The 16,184-nt window shown below is 47.7% G+C and carries 16 protein-coding genes; 7 read left to right on the plus strand and 9 right to left on the minus strand.

The genetic code is table 11. The features are described 5' to 3' along the window. Positions 1–7: 7 nt before the first annotated feature. The 8 genes from MTO98_RS30555 to MTO98_RS30590 all read right to left on the minus strand — a co-directional run bounded on the left by MTO98_RS30555 (position 8) and on the right by MTO98_RS30590 (position 6,597). On the minus strand, positions 8–391 hold the full coding sequence (locus tag MTO98_RS30555; RefSeq protein ID WP_146750135.1) for a hypothetical protein: 384 nt from the start codon (positions 389–391) through the stop codon (positions 8–10). Between the two features lie 11 nt (positions 392–402). Next, positions 403–2,859, minus strand: a complete 2,457-nt coding sequence (locus MTO98_RS30560; protein ID WP_243482989.1) for a TraG family conjugative transposon ATPase — start codon at positions 2,857–2,859, stop codon at positions 403–405. 3 nt (positions 2,860–2,862) lie between these two features. Continuing rightward, a complete protein-coding gene (locus MTO98_RS30565; protein ID WP_243482991.1) occupies positions 2,863–3,177 on the minus strand; it encodes a DUF4133 domain-containing protein in 315 nt (104 codons plus the stop codon). 21 nt (positions 3,178–3,198) lie between these two features. Next, a complete protein-coding gene (locus MTO98_RS30570) occupies positions 3,199–3,543 on the minus strand; it encodes a DUF4134 domain-containing protein (RefSeq protein ID WP_112575376.1) in 345 nt (114 codons plus the stop codon). A gap of 17 nt (positions 3,544–3,560) precedes the next feature. Next, positions 3,561–4,121, minus strand: a complete 561-nt coding sequence (locus MTO98_RS30575) for a hypothetical protein (protein WP_243482993.1) — start codon at positions 4,119–4,121, stop codon at positions 3,561–3,563. A 150-nt stretch (positions 4,122–4,271) separates the two neighbouring features. Then, positions 4,272–5,108 (minus strand): RteC domain-containing protein, encoded by an 837-nt coding sequence (locus tag MTO98_RS30580; protein WP_243482994.1) that lies wholly within the window; start codon positions 5,106–5,108, stop codon positions 4,272–4,274. Positions 5,109–5,201: 93 nt separating this feature from the next. After that, positions 5,202–6,329, minus strand: a complete 1,128-nt coding sequence (locus MTO98_RS30585; protein WP_243482995.1) for a hypothetical protein — start codon at positions 6,327–6,329, stop codon at positions 5,202–5,204. 91 nt (positions 6,330–6,420) lie between these two features. Next, positions 6,421–6,597 (minus strand): hypothetical protein, encoded by a 177-nt coding sequence (locus MTO98_RS30590; protein ID WP_190295169.1) that lies wholly within the window; start codon positions 6,595–6,597, stop codon positions 6,421–6,423. A gap of 147 nt (positions 6,598–6,744) precedes the next feature. On the opposite strand from MTO98_RS30590, the gene MTO98_RS30595 reads away from it, so the two are divergent. Next, the gene (locus MTO98_RS30595; protein WP_243482998.1) at positions 6,745–7,779 is read left to right on the plus strand and encodes a sensor histidine kinase; all 1,035 of its coding nucleotides are present in this window, start codon (positions 6,745–6,747) and stop codon (positions 7,777–7,779) included. Next, a complete protein-coding gene (locus MTO98_RS30600) occupies positions 7,776–8,507 on the plus strand; it encodes a LytTR family DNA-binding domain-containing protein (protein WP_112575369.1) in 732 nt (243 codons plus the stop codon). Before MTO98_RS30595 ends, MTO98_RS30600 begins: the two co-directional genes overlap by 4 nt. A 59-nt stretch (positions 8,508–8,566) precedes the next feature. Here the strand turns inward: MTO98_RS30600 and MTO98_RS30605 are convergent, their stop codons facing one another. Continuing rightward, positions 8,567–11,560, minus strand: a complete 2,994-nt coding sequence (locus MTO98_RS30605) for a lantibiotic dehydratase (RefSeq protein WP_243483000.1) — start codon at positions 11,558–11,560, stop codon at positions 8,567–8,569. A gap of 674 nt (positions 11,561–12,234) precedes the next feature. On the opposite strand from MTO98_RS30605, the gene MTO98_RS30610 reads away from it, so the two are divergent. The 5 genes from MTO98_RS30610 to MTO98_RS30630 are packed head-to-tail and all read left to right on the plus strand — an operon-like array spanning position 12,235 to position 16,118. Further along, positions 12,235–13,098: an STAS domain-containing protein gene (locus tag MTO98_RS30610; RefSeq protein ID WP_112575367.1), complete on the plus strand. Its 864-nt coding sequence runs from the start codon at positions 12,235–12,237 to the stop codon at positions 13,096–13,098. A gap of 12 nt (positions 13,099–13,110) precedes the next feature. After that, positions 13,111–13,521: an STAS domain-containing protein gene (locus tag MTO98_RS30615; RefSeq protein WP_243483002.1), complete on the plus strand. Its 411-nt coding sequence runs from the start codon at positions 13,111–13,113 to the stop codon at positions 13,519–13,521. Continuing rightward, entirely contained in the window at positions 13,502–13,915 is a 414-nt protein-coding gene (locus MTO98_RS30620) for an anti-sigma regulatory factor (RefSeq protein WP_091221043.1), read from the plus strand. The genes MTO98_RS30615 and MTO98_RS30620 overlap by 20 nt, the downstream gene beginning before the upstream one ends. Next, positions 13,908–14,918, plus strand: a complete 1,011-nt coding sequence (locus tag MTO98_RS30625; RefSeq protein ID WP_243483005.1) for an ATP-binding protein — start codon at positions 13,908–13,910, stop codon at positions 14,916–14,918. Before MTO98_RS30620 ends, MTO98_RS30625 begins: the two co-directional genes overlap by 8 nt. After that, a complete protein-coding gene (locus tag MTO98_RS30630; RefSeq protein ID WP_112575365.1) occupies positions 14,919–16,118 on the plus strand; it encodes a sensor histidine kinase in 1,200 nt (399 codons plus the stop codon). Positions 16,119–16,184: the final 66 nt, after the last annotated feature.

Here is a 16,184-nt window from a genome sequence, read left to right on the forward strand (position 1 = left end):
TAGGATATCAGTTTTTTACTTTTTGATATGGCGTAGTTCTTAACAGGATGCCTTGATGATCGGGTGAAATCCTGATTTGCCTACCGTATTGGCCCTCTGTCAGGACCTGATGATTCGCATCCCAATTGCCAACCCATTTACTTTGCTCATATTGCCGAGGCAACATTCTGCCATTTTTGATTGAGTTGAATCCGGTATGTCTCTCAATCAGAAATGTCATACTTTCAGAATTCAACTCGGATATGATAAGTGTATCTGAGGCAACGCTAAACTCGCTTCTACCATCATTTACATAAACGCCGGAGAGGTTTTGTTCTTTATTGCTTTTGCAGGTCGCAAAGATCATCAGACCACAGAAAAGCACGAATAAATTGATTTTAAATGATTTCATAAGACTTGCGATTACTGAGAATGATTTTGTTTTTGTTCTTTAACCATTGCGGTGATTCCCTGCTCCATACCGCCATGGAGCGAAGCCAGTTCCTGGATCTTCACCCGTTCGGTACCTTCTGTAGTGTAAGCGAAATATTCCTCGGAACAGAGTTCGTTTTTGACCACTTTCATCACCTGGCCGCCGAGGTCGATATAAATGTCCCGGTTTTCCTTGCTGACTGATAAGACCTGCGCTTTCCCCTTATCCGACATCCCCAAAGTAGCCTGCAGTTTATCGAACTTGTTCAGGTAGCTGCGCATATCCATCAGGATCTTGATCGCTGCATTGTTGATGATCGCATCCTTCACGATGGGTGAACTGATCAGGTCGTCCAATTCCTGGGTGACCACATTCGGAACGCCGTTGAACTTCCGGATGGTCTTGAAGGCGTACTGGATGAAACCCGCCATTCCTGAATTCGCAATGGCCTTCCAGGCCTCGTCAATAGTCAGCACCTTACGGATGCCTTTCAGTTTCCGCATTTTCGAAAGGAACATCTCCATGATGATCAGTGTCACCACGGGGAACAGGATCGGGTGGTCCTTGATATTATCCAGCTCGATAACCACGAATCTCTGCTCCAACAGATCGATGTTATCGGTCGCATTCAGCAGGTAATCGAATTCCCCGCCGGCGTAAAATGGTTGAAGTACGTAAAGAAAGCTGTCCAGGTCGAAATCTTTGTCTTTGACTTTATGAGCTTTCAATACCTTGGCATAGGTTCCATACAGATAATCATAGAAAGTATTGAAAGATGGAAATATATCGCGGTGTTTTTTTAGATGATCATAATAACCCTGTAAAGCATTGGATAGGGCTACATATTCGCTCCGGATAAAACTTTCGTTCTCCTGTTTCCATAAAGTCACCAGCAAGGCCTTCAGGCTTTCCTTTTTCTCCGTGTCCAGCGTTTGTCCTTCAGGGATATAGAAGGGGTTGAACCGGATAGGGTTTGCTTCTTCATAGGTGAAATAATAACCGCCGACCAGTTCACAAAGGCCCTTGTAACTGCCCCCGATATCGACCGTTACGCAATGCGCGCCCTGGTCATACAGCGTTCTCAGGATATGGTTGACTGTCATGCTCTTTCCGCCGCCTGATGTGCCGCAAACCAGCATGCCCATGTTCGAGGTGATACCTTTCTTTCTCGGCGCATCGAACAGGTCGATGTAAACGGGCTTGCCGGACAGGCGGTCACAGAACCGGATCCCCAGGGATGGCGGATCACTCCGGTAATTGCTTTCCAGGTTCAGGAAGCAGGTACCCTGTTCCAGAAAAGTATCGAAGGTATCATTCAACGGAAAGTCCGCCGCGTTACCCGGGATACCGGCCCACCAGATCTGCGCTGCGCCGTCCGATTCCAGCTTGGCGCTCGCCCCGAGTTGCGCCATCGCCGAGCCTACCTGGTTCTTGATCTCCTGCAGTTTCTCCGGCTGGTCACTCCAGACCATAACGTTGAAATGTGCTTTGACCGGCAGCCTTTGCTGGCTGATCGCTTCATTCAGGAAATCATTGGTTGCATCCATGCTGATCGTGTTTTCCCGGCTGTAGGCGGACAGCGACTGCAGCCGCAGCTTCTTCGCCTCCAGTTGCTTGAGCACTTTGGGCGTATCCTCGATGAAGAGGAACTGGTTGTAGATATGGTTGCAGTCCAGCAGAAGGTTAAGCTGGCTGGCAAATCCTACCGGGAACTTCGTCTGGTCGGTGCTGTACTTTTCATAAGTGATCCTGCTGCCGCACATCGAGGGCATATCCTCGGCATCCCCCAGCGTATAGATACGCACATGATCATCTCCGATCCGGATGCCGTCTTTCAGGTGTACATCCTTCAGCACAGGCCGTGCCCCGCCATCCAGCAAAAAGCAATATTGTTCCAGCAACCCGGCATGTTCCATCGTACCGGCCAGTTCATCATCTTGGATCCGGCGAAGCGATAATAAACCGCAATCGCTGAGGATCCGCGTAAACTGCCCGGCTTTCTCCTCGAACTCCAGTAATTCCCTGTCGTCGGTAACCTGGCGCGGAACAAGGTGCTTCCGGAACAATCCGGAAAATGCGCTGCTGGCCTGCTTGCGGTCACCGGCTTTTTTGGTCAGCATCAGGTAACAGTCATGGTCGAGATAGGGCCTTCCCCGGAAGTGCCTGTCAGCGGCCCGGTTCAGAAAGCTGCTTTCCGCCAGGCCGTTACCCAGATACTGTTGCTTGATGAACCGGTCCTGTTTGTGAATGATACTTTGCTTCGGTAATACCTTAACGGCACGTATCCAGGCCTGGTGATAGGCTTCGTACTCGTTATCCGCTAACGTAAATATTTCGGGCAGCATCAGTTGATAGGCTATGGTGATGTCGCCCTGCGCGGAAACGAGGCAGTCATGTTCCACTTTATAAACCGGGAATATGCGCGCTGCATGTTGAAATGTCGCCATGGCTTATTGTTTTAAGTGAAGGAATAATTTGCGAGAACTGAACTTCAGGTAGCCGGGAATATAGCGTTTCGCCGTCTTTTTCATCAGGCCATGCTCTCCGTACCGATTACTGAGCTGGAAAACCTGGTAAAACAACCCTCCGCCGGCGGCGGCAAGTACCAGAATGCAGAGATAGACCGGAATGCCCGAAATGTAAAGGATCGCGAAGAGGACCAGCAGGGCCACCAGCCCGCCTCCGAGGTAGCCGATATACTGGGCCTTGAGCCCCTTAAATTCAATGGACCTGTTAATGCCTTTATTGATTTGATAAATCGCCATGTTACTGCTCTCCTTTTCTGTTTAAATCCCGAAAAATGATTTGAGCACAGTGGCTACGACCACCAGGAAAATACAGCTGCCAAACCAGGCGGAAGCCATCTTCCCGGTATCATGTTCGCCGTCGTTCCATTTTTTATAGACCTTGATCGCACCCACCAGTCCGCTGACCGCCCCGATCGCATACATCAGGTTGGTGCCCGTATCGAAATAGCCTTTAACCTGGTTTGTCGCTTCGGAAATACCCGCGTTACCATCCGCCGCCCACAGGTCCTGTATGGAAAGGGCGATAACGGAAATCACCAGGAACGCGATCTTAACAATGGCAGTGATCCTGCCTTTCGCATGTTTTAAAACTGAGATTTTCATATGGATATGTTTAAGGGTTAATGATTCGTCCAGTAACTTTCCAGTTCCCCGGCGCTAAGCTCGAAGGGGAATTGGCCTTCACTTTCTTCCAGCAGCGTTTTGGTCACCTGCTGACGATAAGGGGATTCGCCGAGTTCCGGGTATTTTTCCACCAGGATCCTGAACAGCATTTCGAAATTTTCTTTGCTTTCTCCGGATTCGTTGATCACCCGGATCAGCGTTCTGCACTCGGACATCATCCCGGAGAACGATGCGGCCACTTCTGCGCTTGCCTCTGCCATAGCGGCATTTAAGGTGTTGTCATCCCCATCTTCGTCCGGATTATCAGACGGTCCGAACTGAAGTTCTTCTTCTTCCGCTGCTTCCCGGAGGTTTCGGGCAGATCCCATCACCGTATAAGCCGGCTCGGGGACAAACCCGGTTTTAGCCGGATCGGTCACCGCCTGGCGACCGGAAAGCCGGTACAGGAATGCAAGGATTTCCTTTTTGTAAAAGAAAGCCGCCACATAAGCGTAGTAAAGGCTGAGCAGGATCGCCATACCGGAGATGAATGCTGGCCAGGAGATTTGATTGAGCATATCGTGGTAGATTTTCCGGGGCTCCATTGCCGCCGGGTACGATACAAAATTGGCCAGCCGGCTCCACGGATTGCTCCGAGGTCATCCGACTCGGAGTATGACTTTTTTCATTTTTTTGCAAAAAAAAAGCGGCTAATGCCGCTTTAGGATTCAGTATTTGAGTTTCTTCTGTAGCCTGGTCATAAAGGCTTCCTTCATTTCGTCGATGTAGAGCGTCGGGCTGGGCCTGCCGCATAGCCAGTCATAGGTATCATAGAAATTACCCAGGGAAATATTAAAGGCACGTTCAATGAATTTCACGATACTTTTCAGGTTCTTCTTGCCAAACGCCTCGGTCGCATGCCAGCTATAGACCAGTTCGATCAGCGCGACCTTGGTTTGCTTCCAGTCGAAATCCGTCAATTCCTGGTCTGTACCCGAAATGGCCTCTTTCCGGCTCAGCTTGCAAATGGCCTGTTCCAGATGTTCCTGCAGGAGTGCGCTCGCCAGCACCTGGGCCAGCTTATTGTCATGACTGGTACTGAACGCCGGATCAAAGTCAATGACACACAGGTCCGGATCGAGTTGAACATCATACTCGCCCCGCATAAAATAATGCTGGTCGAGGTACGTAGCCTGGGTGCGGACATATTGAAAAAACGACCGGTTGCTCTCGAAAAAATGATTGAGGATATTGATCTCCTGGCTGTAATAATCACTGATCACTTTGCTGTCCCCGATTGGTTTACGAAGTTCGATGTTCAAAAGCGACTGGTGAAAGATCAGCTGGCATTTGAACTTGGGTTTGATCTTTTTAAAAAACTGGATCTCGTCCTCGGCTGAGCCAGGTTCATGCTGTTTGCAAAACTCCTTCAGCTTTCGGAGGCTCCGCAGACATAGATGGACTGATTGTTCAAGCCTTTTGACCAAATGGTCTTCTTCCAGCAGTAAGGTGTTCAGGTCTTTATTCAGATCTGCATATAACCGCTCACTAAATTTTAAAATCATAATTCACAATGCTAAAATGAACAGGTTTGCCACCCGTCAACCGAAACAGGTGAACCTAGCAATTCCTGCGGGTATCAGTTTTTCATAGGCATCTTATTTAGGAAAATAAACTTTATGGACATAGGCGACCATTCGCTGAAGGTAGTCCAGCACGACAGCCGCAGTAAACTGATCCTTGCTGTAAAAGGCATGGTTGAAACTTTTGATCGAAATCCGCCCTTGCTTTTTTGAAGTAAAGTGCCGGATGAAAAAACGCATGATCGCTGCCGCGTTTTGCTCCGGGAAGCACCCGTTCTTGTGAAAGACACGGACAAACATGGCGAACTGCGGTACGGACAGCACCAGCCGCATTTGCTCATCTGTTCCGGGGTATGCCGCCAGAGGATCGGTTGCGGCATCCGTTACCTGCAGCCGCAACCAGGGCAGGATCTGCTCGTCGATCGACGGAAGCTCCCTGATGAAACGGTCGTCGGGGTTCACATAGATATCGAATAACGCGTCGGCTTCCCGCGCAATCCTGTTTTCCGGTTCGCCGGCCCGGTTTTGGTAGTGGCGCCTGAGCCAGTTGGCGAACCTGTGAGAATTCAGGTTTCGCTTGAATAAGATAAGGACAAGTCGCTCCGTCGTAGCTGCATCACCACGGTTTAGTTCATCAAGGACCAGCGTAAGCAGACCGTCGATCTTCGCCAACCTCCGGTAACTCAGACCGGAGACCTGTCCGTCTGCCAGGTAGTCCTCCACATCCGCGCACAGCAAACTTAAAAGTTCAGGGGCAGCACCCCGCGTGGCCGAAGCGGCTATTTGATCAAGGTATGCCGCGATAACCAGCTTTTCCTGCCTCACCGTATAGGCGGAAACGCGATAATCGAGGTCAAAAAAACGATAACAACGCTCCCGCAGGAACTGGATTAGCTGCTCCAGTTCCGCAAGCATCTCCTGGATGAACAAAGATTTGCCGGCTGCCGGTAGTGCAGGGTTTGCCCGGTCAACCCGGTCGGAAAGCTGCGTAATACCGGCCTGGTGAAACAGAACGTACCGGCTGATCACGTGGTCTTTGGCTGCACTGAAAATCCTGGTCGTCCAGTTGTTCCTGGCCTTTTCACATAAATTCCTTAAACGGAAAAGATCAGGAGGCAGAGTTGGCCCTGCGATCCCGGCGGCATCCTGCAGGGCTAAAAGTATTAAATCCTCGATATCTAATAATTCAGACTTCAGTAACATAAAATACTTTAAGCCGCATAATCATATATGCGTTGATAAAAAATCAAAAAACAAGCAGAAAATCTCTTATTATTGAATTATTTATAATTATTCACACTTTCAAAACAATATGGCTACTAATCGTAGTTATACTGGTAACTGTTGTATTAGTAGGATCCGTCCCCGTGGGCGGATCAGTCTCGCCAAAATGATTTTTGGGGAAAGGTGCCTGGTAATCGCATACCGTACTGACCCTTTTGATCAGTCTTTTTGTTCTTTGCGTTTTCATCGGTTTCAGTTTTCAGGCAAAGCTATCCGAGCGGATGTCCGTGGTTAACTTTATTACGCAAGGAGGCATTTGCGCCATGCAGAAAAAGCTTTGCTTTCAAACTATTCAATCAAGCATCGTGAAACAATGACGTTAAAAAAGAAATTAATGGTCCATGTATTTATCTGGCTGATTTACATCAGCTACGAACTGGGCTTTGTGACGATAACGAGTCGTATCCATATCACCCCCGCACCGCTGCTGATCTACTATGGCCTTAACATATCCCTGTTTTATTTCAATGCGCACGTACTGCTCAGCTTTGCGTTTTTAAAGACACGGAGACGATATTTAAATTCAGCCTGCCTGATCATATTGGAACTGGCGGTATACCTGGCCATCAAATATGTACTGGATAACCTGCTGACGGGCTACTTTACTTTAAGGTCGGGACACCTGCCTGTATCACATCTCTATATTTATGAAAATCTGTATCGTGGCGCAAGTTTTACAGGTCTGAGCATCGCCTACTTCTCGACCCGTTACTTGGCCCGGTTCCGCGAAAAAGCCTACCAGGAAGAAACCGGGAGGCTCAGGGCGATTACGCGGAACCTGGAATTGGAAAATCAGATTTTTTCCGTCGAAAACGCCTACCTCCAGAATCAGATCAGTCCTCACCTACTGTTCAATTCCCTGAGCTTTATCCATAGTGCCGTATACAAACTTTCCGACGCGGCCGGCAAAGGCATCATGCGCCTGGCCGAGCTCATGCGGTATTCACTGGTCAGCGCCAACGGTACCGGAACAATACCGCTGCCCAGGGAAATCGAACAGATGGAAAACCTGATCGCCCTGTGTGCGATGAGGTTCCCCGGAGAATTCTTCGTCCGGGTCCATAAGAAAGGCCGCCTGAAAGGCAGGGAGATCATTCCGCTCGCGCTGATCACACTGGTAGAAAATATGCTGAAACACGGCGACTTAGGGGACAAGAAACATCCCGCCCGTATCAGCCTTGAGTTGGCAGAAAATCGCCTTATTTTTGAAGCATCCAATAAAAAGCGGCAGGTAAGCCTTTATCCCAGCGGCGGGCTCGGGTTGAAAAACATTGAAAAGCGGCTGCAGAATCATTACCAGGACCGCTATTCGATGCTGATCAGGGACGAGAATGAACATTTTACGATAACCTTAACTATTAGTTTATGAACCTGACATGCTACATCGTAGACGACGAATCCGGAGCCATTGATCTGCTGACAGAATATATTGCGCGCATGCCCGGATTGGAACTGACCGGGGCTACCCAGGATCCCATGACCGCGTTGGATCAGCTCACCGGGGAACATGCGCCTGACATAACGTTTATCGACATCGACATGAGATTGCTTTCGGGGCTTGAACTGGCAGGTATGGTCAATCTCTACACTATGGTCGTTTTCACCACCGCATTTCCCCAGTATGCCTTGCAGGCATTTTCGAAAGAAGCGTTTGATTACATACTTAAACCGATAAGTTACGACCGTTTCGCGGACTGTGTTCATCGTGCCAAACGCAAGATAGCCAGGCGTTCTAAAGTTTACCCTGCAGGAATTCAGGATTTCTTTAATATCAAAAGTGAGATCAAGGGCAGGATGGTGAGAATTCAAATGGATGAGGTAGTCTACATCGAAGGGGCCGGGAATTATATTACGATCCATACCCGTGATACCAAACATATGACCTACCTCACGATTAAAGAGATCATACCTCATCTGCCGTCATATTTCGCCAGGATACACCGCTCATTTATCGTTAATATCAATTACATCAGAATAACGGAAAGAGCGCGGGTCAGACTGGAAAATGGCCGGGTATTGGTCATGGGGAATAATTACAAGGAATCTTTCCTGGAAATGATGGATGCCAGACTGATCAAGACCGGCCGGGCATCCTGACCTTTGCTGCGCCTCAGCTTTTGCTGCGGGGCGATGCGGTGAACAGGTCCTCCTAACAGCTAAGAAGCGGGTCTTTCGCCGGTATGCTTTGCCTTTCCTTTCTTAGCCAGCAGAAATTTATAAAGGAGGTAGTAGGTGATCATTTCCTGCTTCCTTGGCTCATCCGTAAATATCCGGTTGACATGCATATGCACGATACTGCTCAGAAATTGATTTCTTTCCGTTGCGTCGCCGGCAGGGTTTTGTGCGAGGTCGCGGACGGTGCGGAGAAAATACCTGGTCGATTTCCATTGTGCGCTCAGGTACTTTACATTGCTTTCGTCAAGTGCCGCTTCGATTTCTTGTTGAAGTTTACGGTATTTCCGGTCCAGTTCCACATGGAGCTTCGTCACCTTAAACTCGGTTAAAAAGAGCGTATAGCTTTGATAACAAAAAACCAGCAGGTCTTCCTCCTCGCGAATGAAATTAAGCAGTATTTCGAAGGTAGATCTTAGTGCAAACAGAAACAGAGCACTTGGTTCAGTAATCGAATCGATCGCCTGCAGCACCAGTTCGCTGCTTGCCCAGAAAAATATCTCCGTTTTCTCGATACCTGCATAATGATAGCGTTCCAGCTCCCTGCTGTAAACATCGACCTGGTATTCCCGGACCACATGCTGCCTGACGCGGTCTTCCAGTTTAACTTTAAATGCGCCTAAAATTTCGTTGATATCCATTTGATCGACCAGCATGCGTACCCGGATATGCGGTGCATGGTCTTCATACCGAACAAAAAACCATCGCCGGATCCTTCCATGGCTGAACTTTTTTCGGAGGATCGGCCGCAATTTCAACAAAAGCCGTGAAGCGCTGATTTTAGGGGCATATATCTTAAGATAAAGCCATTCGGAACCCGGGATATATTTACGGCGGGTTCCTCGCCGTTCTCCTGGATGGTCCTTAAAGATTGCTGATGGCGGAAGTTTGAAACCATCATCGGGCAGCAGGTACGCATTATATTGCCGGGCCGGCTCGTCACCAATAACCTCCTTTAAAACGACCTCACTTTTATTTTGGCTGCAATGGAGAAAAAAAATTGCTTCCGGCTGGTTACCCAAATCGAAATGCAGGTGCTGATCTCCTTCTGCAATTGCAATGACATCGGGTATGCGCAGTTCCTCCCGCAAAATGTGCAGCTGTTGCAGGTTTTTCTCCATAGAATTTGTACCCAACTTATGTAGCTGCGCTTCCCTGATGACCCAGGTCGCTGAAAAAAGGATCGTTCCGCCGAACTCGACCCTCGGGTAAAATCCGAGTCCGGGGAAAAGCTGGCGCAGATCGAGCAGTAAACTACTTTTTCCGTATTGATAAGGAATATCAGCCAAAAAACGAAATAAGGGTAACTTGTTAAAGCTATGATTATAGGCGGAGGTCAGCCGCGGCACCACCACCTTTTGATGCTTTTTGGAGTATAGAAAAACTTGCTGGGCATAAACTGCCACGTACAGGTCGGATAATTCCAATTGCCGCTCTAACGGCAGCAGCGAAACCGCGGTTACCGGTAGTTCAAACTGCCAGATCTGCTCCCGCCTGTTGATGTTATCCGTATGTGGGTCGGAAAGATGGAGGATCTCGGCAAAGATCACTCCGGGGTTCTGTGCTTCCTGCTCCTTTGCCATCGCCTTTGCCGCGCTCGCGATTTCCGGAGCGCCGATCGTAAAACGGCCCAAAAGCGCAGGTGCGTTATTTCCGCCCGCACTTTCGATCACAACCTGTTCACCCGCCAGCCTGAAAAGTACCGACATCCCGAGCGCCGCAGATGGCTTTTGCCCGCTTTGCAACCCTGCCAGGTCATCCGCTTCCAGGTGAATGACACCGGTTTGCCGGTAACGCTCGCCATGCCAGTGCTCCAGCAGCAGGCTTTGTGCGGCCGTCCAAACCATCGAATCTTCAACAGGGATATTGAGCGGAAGGTGTAAAGTTTCCAGTAAAGGGAGATGCGGGTCGGATTCAGGCACATGATAGCCAATACCGGCTTCCGGATCAAGCGCGGCAAGCAACGGAATACATTGCCCTTCAAAATCGTTGTTGAATCGCCTGGCGAATGCCTGCATCGCGGTGTTTTTTACATCCGGCACAAGAACGGTAAGCGCATCGATAGCGGACGCAAGTTGGAATTGAATCGAACTGTTCAGGACTTCCCCGGTTGAAAAACGGTGAAGAATGACGCTCAATTCGTCCTTCACATGCTCCCGGGAGCCCTGCGGAAGATCGGCCCTTAACGCTGCTTTCAACGAACTGAAGTATTGTTCTTCAATAACGTGCGCACGCAAAAGTTTTCGGGAAGCAGCCTGAATCCGTTCATTGGGTTGCCGATCGAGAAAATCAGTACCCGTGATATTGCTGCGGTTCCTGTCCAGCAAGAACTGGGCGTCGATGAGAAACTCCAGATAAGCATCAGCTTCATCAGGCGGGCATCCGGCTTCCGTACCGATATAGGTGACGAGTTCGTTCCCGCTTTTACCGCCCTGGCAGAAAGTTAAGAGGTCGCTGAGCAGCTTTGAAAAGGCGATAGCTTGCAGACTGTAATTGCGGATGCTGAAATTTTCATTAAGACTACTCCTCAGGAACCGGAATTCATGCAGAACCCTGTAGATGCTGGGATTCGGATCGAGAGTACCCACCGCAGCTCTTTGTTCCTTTATCCCTGCCCCTACAAGCGCTGCCTGATAGTGCTGGTCAGCACGGATAACGGGATGATACCTGATCACGGTATCCCCGGAAACAGGTTGATCATCCCATCGCGCAAGCGTAACAGAAGAAAAAAGGCCAAATGGTGTCGGCCGGAAACAAAAGCGGTTGTAATATTTCAGCAAAGTTAACTGCTGTTTATCCGACAAGAGATCCGGACGAAAACGGGATTGCTGAATCCGGCTATAGAAAACCGGCGAGGCCAGCAACACAGCAGTTCGAAAAAGAGGGTCTGCAAGGATTACCGCCAGATCCGTAGTATAATCGGCCTCGCTCCTCCTGGGCATCCGCAGCAGCAAAGCACTGGCAAAACGATATTTCATAAGTAATAGCTAAATCAATCATAAAATATTAAATGTCGCATTGACAATCAATACCTATTTTTCATACCTGCTATACCTTGTCATTTGCTGGGAACATCGTTGCAGGGATGGAGTATACGCATTTCCAAATGTGGAGAATATAGGGCCGTGGCGTCAGCAATGTCCTGCAGGCGAATCAGGGGCAAAGGCATCATGTTACTGCTGCATTTGTATCTTATTGAGTGGAGAATGGCTGTCGGGGATTGATCTGCTGTTTCGCGAGATGCGGATAAAAAGGCCAGCGAAGGGCTGACGCGCGGCGAAAAAAGCCAGTCATCGTCCGCAAAAGACCTTGTGGAGACAATCAATCTGCCTATGAATTTTTTCGGTTATCTGTCACAGGAAAGTTAACCATAGAATTGAAACCAGTAAAGTAACTTTCGCGGCATAAACACGCTGGGCCATTCACAAACAAGTCCATTTATTGCGCGTTCACCTGACATTTGTCACTTTTCTTGTTCTGGTTTACTTACAGAAGGTCCTCAAATATTATGCGCAAGTTATCTGAACAAAACATATCGATTCTTTTACATAAATTTCTTAATTTGAAAAGGGTTATCTAACTTTCCGCATTAATTCAACTTTGCCAAGTTTGGGTTGTAAGGTCAACTAATCATTTACCCTATTCTTCATCCATGTCACTTAAAACACATCAATTGCTACAAAAAAAGAAAAAAAACATCCTTGAACTCTGGATGAAGAACCAACTGGCCGATGAAGGTCTGCGGGAAGATCTGATCAGTAACGATGAACTGAGAAGCCAGTCTGAAGAGTTAGTTCAAGCCTTGGTGAGCAATTTATCAAGCGAGAATTTTACCAACCTTAATTCTGACGAATGGAGCCCGGTCATTGAAATTTTAGGTGGCATTGCCATAACGCGTGCGCGCCAGGGATTCAGCCCCCGCGAAACGGGCAACTTCGTATTTTCACTGAAGGAGGCCTTACTCGAAGTACTCAAGGAAGAAATAGGCAACGATCCGCAGCAATTGTTTACTGAAAGCCTCAAAATAAACCGCCTGATGGATAACCTCAGCGTTGTTACTTTCGAGACCTTTATAAAAGGCCGCGAGGAGGTGATCTTAAGGCAAACTGACGAGATAGCCGAGATATCGACACCGGTGATCCGTGTATGGGATGGTATCCTTGCCCTGCCTATCATAGGTACCCTGGATAGCGCGCGCACACAAATAGTAATGGAAAACCTGCTACAGGAAATAGTGGAGACCGGATCAAGCATAGCCATATTAGATATTTCAGGCGTGCCCGCAGTAGATTCTCTTGTTGCCCAGCATTTGATTAAAACGGTTAGCGCCACCCGGCTGATGGGAGCTGAATGTATTATCAGCGGTATCCGCCCCGAGATTGCCCAGACCGTCGTGCATCTCGGTATCGATCTTTCCAATATCATTACCAAGGCAACTTTAGCAAGCGCTTTATCACATTCTTTTAAGCTGATGAAACTGGAAGTGAGAAAATCAAACATTATCGCTAAATCTTAATATCGCTTTATAATGGATAAAATTCCTATTCTGCGGCTGGGCAATTTTTTACTGGTTACGATCCAGGTTGATCTTTATGACCGCCTTGCACTTAACCTGGAGGCCGACCTTGTCCAGATGGTAAATAAGACGAATGCCAAGGGAGTTTTGATAGATATATCGGCAGTAACGATTGTTGATTCATTTATGGGACGTATTATTGGCAATATCGCCAGCATGTCGAAAATACTGGATGCAGAAACGGTAGTTGTAGGCATGCAGCCCGCGGTTGCCATTACGTTGATAGAACTGGGCCTACCATTAAAAGGTGTGCATACTGCTTTGGACATGGAGCGTGGCATGAGCTTGCTAAAATCGATGATTGATATAGATGAAGAAGACATAGATCAGGAATCGACCGACGATGATATTATCACTCAGTAAAGACACCGTGCAGGTACTAAAAGAGCAGGATGTTGTTTTTTTAAAAAACCGGGTGAAAGAAGTCGCCGTAAGAATTAAAATGGGCTTGGTTAATCAGACCCGTCTGCTTACAGCAGCCAGCGAACTGGTACGCAATATGATGCGCTATGCCAATGGCGGCGTCTGCCAGATCGAGGTTGTTTCTAGCGGCCGTAATAATGGTGTCAGGCTGGTATTTTCTGATAAAGGACCGGGAATCCCTGATATTGAAGCCGCCATGCGCGATGGATTTTCTACAGGTAAAAGCCTTGGGCTGGGATTACCCGGCACAAAACGACTGGTGAACGAGTTTGAAATCAAGAGTAAAGTTGGCGAAGGCACGACTGTTACCATCATAAAATGGGCCAATGGTTGACGCTACGCATATCAGTTTTGCAGCGGACGACCGCAGTTATTTCTCGCTGATCAAAAAAGAAATCCACCGGCTGGCAACTGAGGCCGGGATGAATGCGGGCCGCATCAATGAGCTTGACCTCATTGTAGCCGAAATGACATCTAACCTGTATAAGTACAGTGACGATGGCGAAATATTGATGGGTACTTTTGCCAACGCAGGCTCGCCTTACATTGAACTGATCAGCATTGATAATGGGCCCGGAATGGTTAACCCGGCCCGGATGATGGTTGACGGGGTTTCAACAACAAATACTTTAGGCCATGGTTTAGGTAGCATGAAACGCCTTTCGGATACTTTTGAGCTTTATTCGCAACCAGGCTGGGGGACCATAGTACTTAGCCGTGTTTACAGCGACCCCGAAAAGTCGAAAGCGGACGACAACGTAATCATGCGGCCGATAGTGGTATCCAAGCCGGGCGAAAAAACAAGCGGCGATGGCTTTGTGTATAAAAAAACAGATAAATATTTAAAGATGATGCTGGCAGATGGCTTAGGGCACGGCCCCGAGGCTAACAAGGCTATTAACGAGGCCGCCGCCGCATTCAAAGTATTTCCTGATTACAGTCCTACGGAAACATTGCGATTTATTCATGCGAATATAAAAAAAACCCGTGGAGCGGTAATAAATGTAGTCGGCTATCATTACGGCGAAAAAAAGTGGTCATCTGCAGGCGTAGGTAATATTGCAGCGCGCATGTTTGGACCTATAAACTTCAAAAACCATATGTCGTACAACGGCATCGTGGGCCATAACATACCCAATACCATGAACGACCAGCAGTACCCCGCTGATGAATTCAACCAGGTGATGCTTTGTTCTGACGGGATTAAAACCCGGATCGATATGGCAAAATACCCGTTAATGTATAAATACGATCTTTCCATTTTAGCCGCCGCCATATATAAAGACCATGCACGTAAAAATGACGATATGTCAGTGATCATTGCAAAAGTTAAATAAATGACAGAAATAGTAAGCATCTCGCTAGAGAATGAAATGGACCTGGTGCTTGCTCACAAGCGGTCGATGAAGGTTGCCGAAAAGCTTGGATTAACCGTGGCGACACAAACCACATTTGCCACTGCTGTATCTGAAGTGGCCCGGGCCGTTATTGAATACACCGATAACGGCACGCTCGCTATTGGGATTGAACAAAATAAAACACGGTATGTGTTAAAGGCCAACGTAACCTTCAATAGCGAAATCAAACTAACCTCTGGCGATGAAGGTTTTTACTATGCCCAAAAGCTGGTGCCTGAGTTTGAATTAACCGGCCAGAATGGTGCTTATATTATAGATATGAAGCTGGGGCTGCCACGGTCATTAAAGCTCGACGCGGTTAAGATCAGCATACTTAAAAAATTCTTTCAGGAGGAACAGCCCCTTAATCCTTACGAAGAAATAAAACGACGAAACTCGCACTTGCACAAACTAACCGCGGAGCAGGAAGAGGAATTAAGACGGACAAAACTGATAGACGAAAAGAAAACTGAATTTATCTCCATTGCCAGCCATGAGCTTAAAACACCACTGACTGTTTTAAAAGCCTTCACTCAGATGGCAAAAACCACTAAAGAACCGGTTTCCGATCGATTGAAGGGAATATTAAATAAAATAGACTTGCAGTCTACCAAGCTTAACTCGCTTGTGCAGCAACTGCTTGATATTTCGCGGGCTGAAAATGGCAACTTGCAATACAATTTAAAGCAAGTGAAGCTTAATAGTTTTATCATTGAGCAGTTAGCAGTGATGCAAAGTATTATGCCTAATCATACCATTAACAGCACTCTGGGGGATGATGCTGATGTAATGATCGATACCCTACGGATGGAGCAGGTATTTTCGAATCTTTTGGGCAATGCGGCCAAATATTCAAACATTAATACAGACATAGAAGTTGGTTCAGTTCTTGATAGTGAGGGGTATATTACTATATCAATTAAAGATCAGGGTATAGGTATGTCGGCAGATACCATGACATCCATTTTTGATAAATTTTACCGCGCTGAAGACGTAAGCAAAACGCACGCCGGATTGGGTATGGGGCTTTATATAACTTCGAAAATTGTGACCGACCATGGCGGTAAGATTTGGGTAGAAAGTGAAGAGCATAAAGGTTCGACATTTCATTTCAGTCTACCCAGCTGCTGTATCGTGTAATTAACGGCAAGTATAGATACCCAAACTGCTCTCTCGTCAAAAATTAGACGATTTTCTGGGAAAGAT

Origin of the sequence: Mucilaginibacter sp. SMC90 (assembly GCF_022811725.1) — a bacterium.
Taxonomy (GTDB): domain Bacteria; phylum Bacteroidota; class Bacteroidia; order Sphingobacteriales; family Sphingobacteriaceae; genus Mucilaginibacter.

Coding starts and splice junctions, on each gene's coding strand:
- MTO98_RS30555 (WP_146750135.1), bottom strand. CDS start 391: ATGAAATCATTTAAAATCAATTTATTCGTGCTTTTCTGTGGTCTGATG.
- MTO98_RS30560 (WP_243482989.1), bottom strand. CDS start 2,859: ATGGCGACATTTCAACATGCAGCGCGCATATTCCCGGTTTATAAAGTG.
- MTO98_RS30565 (WP_243482991.1), bottom strand. CDS start 3,177: ATGGCGATTTATCAAATCAATAAAGGCATTAACAGGTCCATTGAATTT.
- MTO98_RS30570 (WP_112575376.1), bottom strand. CDS start 3,543: ATGAAAATCTCAGTTTTAAAACATGCGAAAGGCAGGATCACTGCCATT.
- MTO98_RS30575 (WP_243482993.1), bottom strand. CDS start 4,121: ATGCTCAATCAAATCTCCTGGCCAGCATTCATCTCCGGTATGGCGATC.
- MTO98_RS30580 (WP_243482994.1), bottom strand. CDS start 5,108: ATGATTTTAAAATTTAGTGAGCGGTTATATGCAGATCTGAATAAAGAC.
- MTO98_RS30585 (WP_243482995.1), bottom strand. CDS start 6,329: ATGTTACTGAAGTCTGAATTATTAGATATCGAGGATTTAATACTTTTA.
- MTO98_RS30590 (WP_190295169.1), bottom strand. CDS start 6,597: ATGAAAACGCAAAGAACAAAAAGACTGATCAAAAGGGTCAGTACGGTA.
- MTO98_RS30595 (WP_243482998.1), top strand. CDS start 6,745: ATGGTCCATGTATTTATCTGGCTGATTTACATCAGCTACGAACTGGGC.
- MTO98_RS30600 (WP_112575369.1), top strand. CDS start 7,776: ATGAACCTGACATGCTACATCGTAGACGACGAATCCGGAGCCATTGAT.
- MTO98_RS30605 (WP_243483000.1), bottom strand. CDS start 11,560: ATGAAATATCGTTTTGCCAGTGCTTTGCTGCTGCGGATGCCCAGGAGG.
- MTO98_RS30610 (WP_112575367.1), top strand. CDS start 12,235: ATGTCACTTAAAACACATCAATTGCTACAAAAAAAGAAAAAAAACATC.
- MTO98_RS30615 (WP_243483002.1), top strand. CDS start 13,111: ATGGATAAAATTCCTATTCTGCGGCTGGGCAATTTTTTACTGGTTACG.
- MTO98_RS30620 (WP_091221043.1), top strand. CDS start 13,502: ATGATATTATCACTCAGTAAAGACACCGTGCAGGTACTAAAAGAGCAG.
- MTO98_RS30625 (WP_243483005.1), top strand. CDS start 13,908: ATGGTTGACGCTACGCATATCAGTTTTGCAGCGGACGACCGCAGTTAT.
- MTO98_RS30630 (WP_112575365.1), top strand. CDS start 14,919: ATGACAGAAATAGTAAGCATCTCGCTAGAGAATGAAATGGACCTGGTG.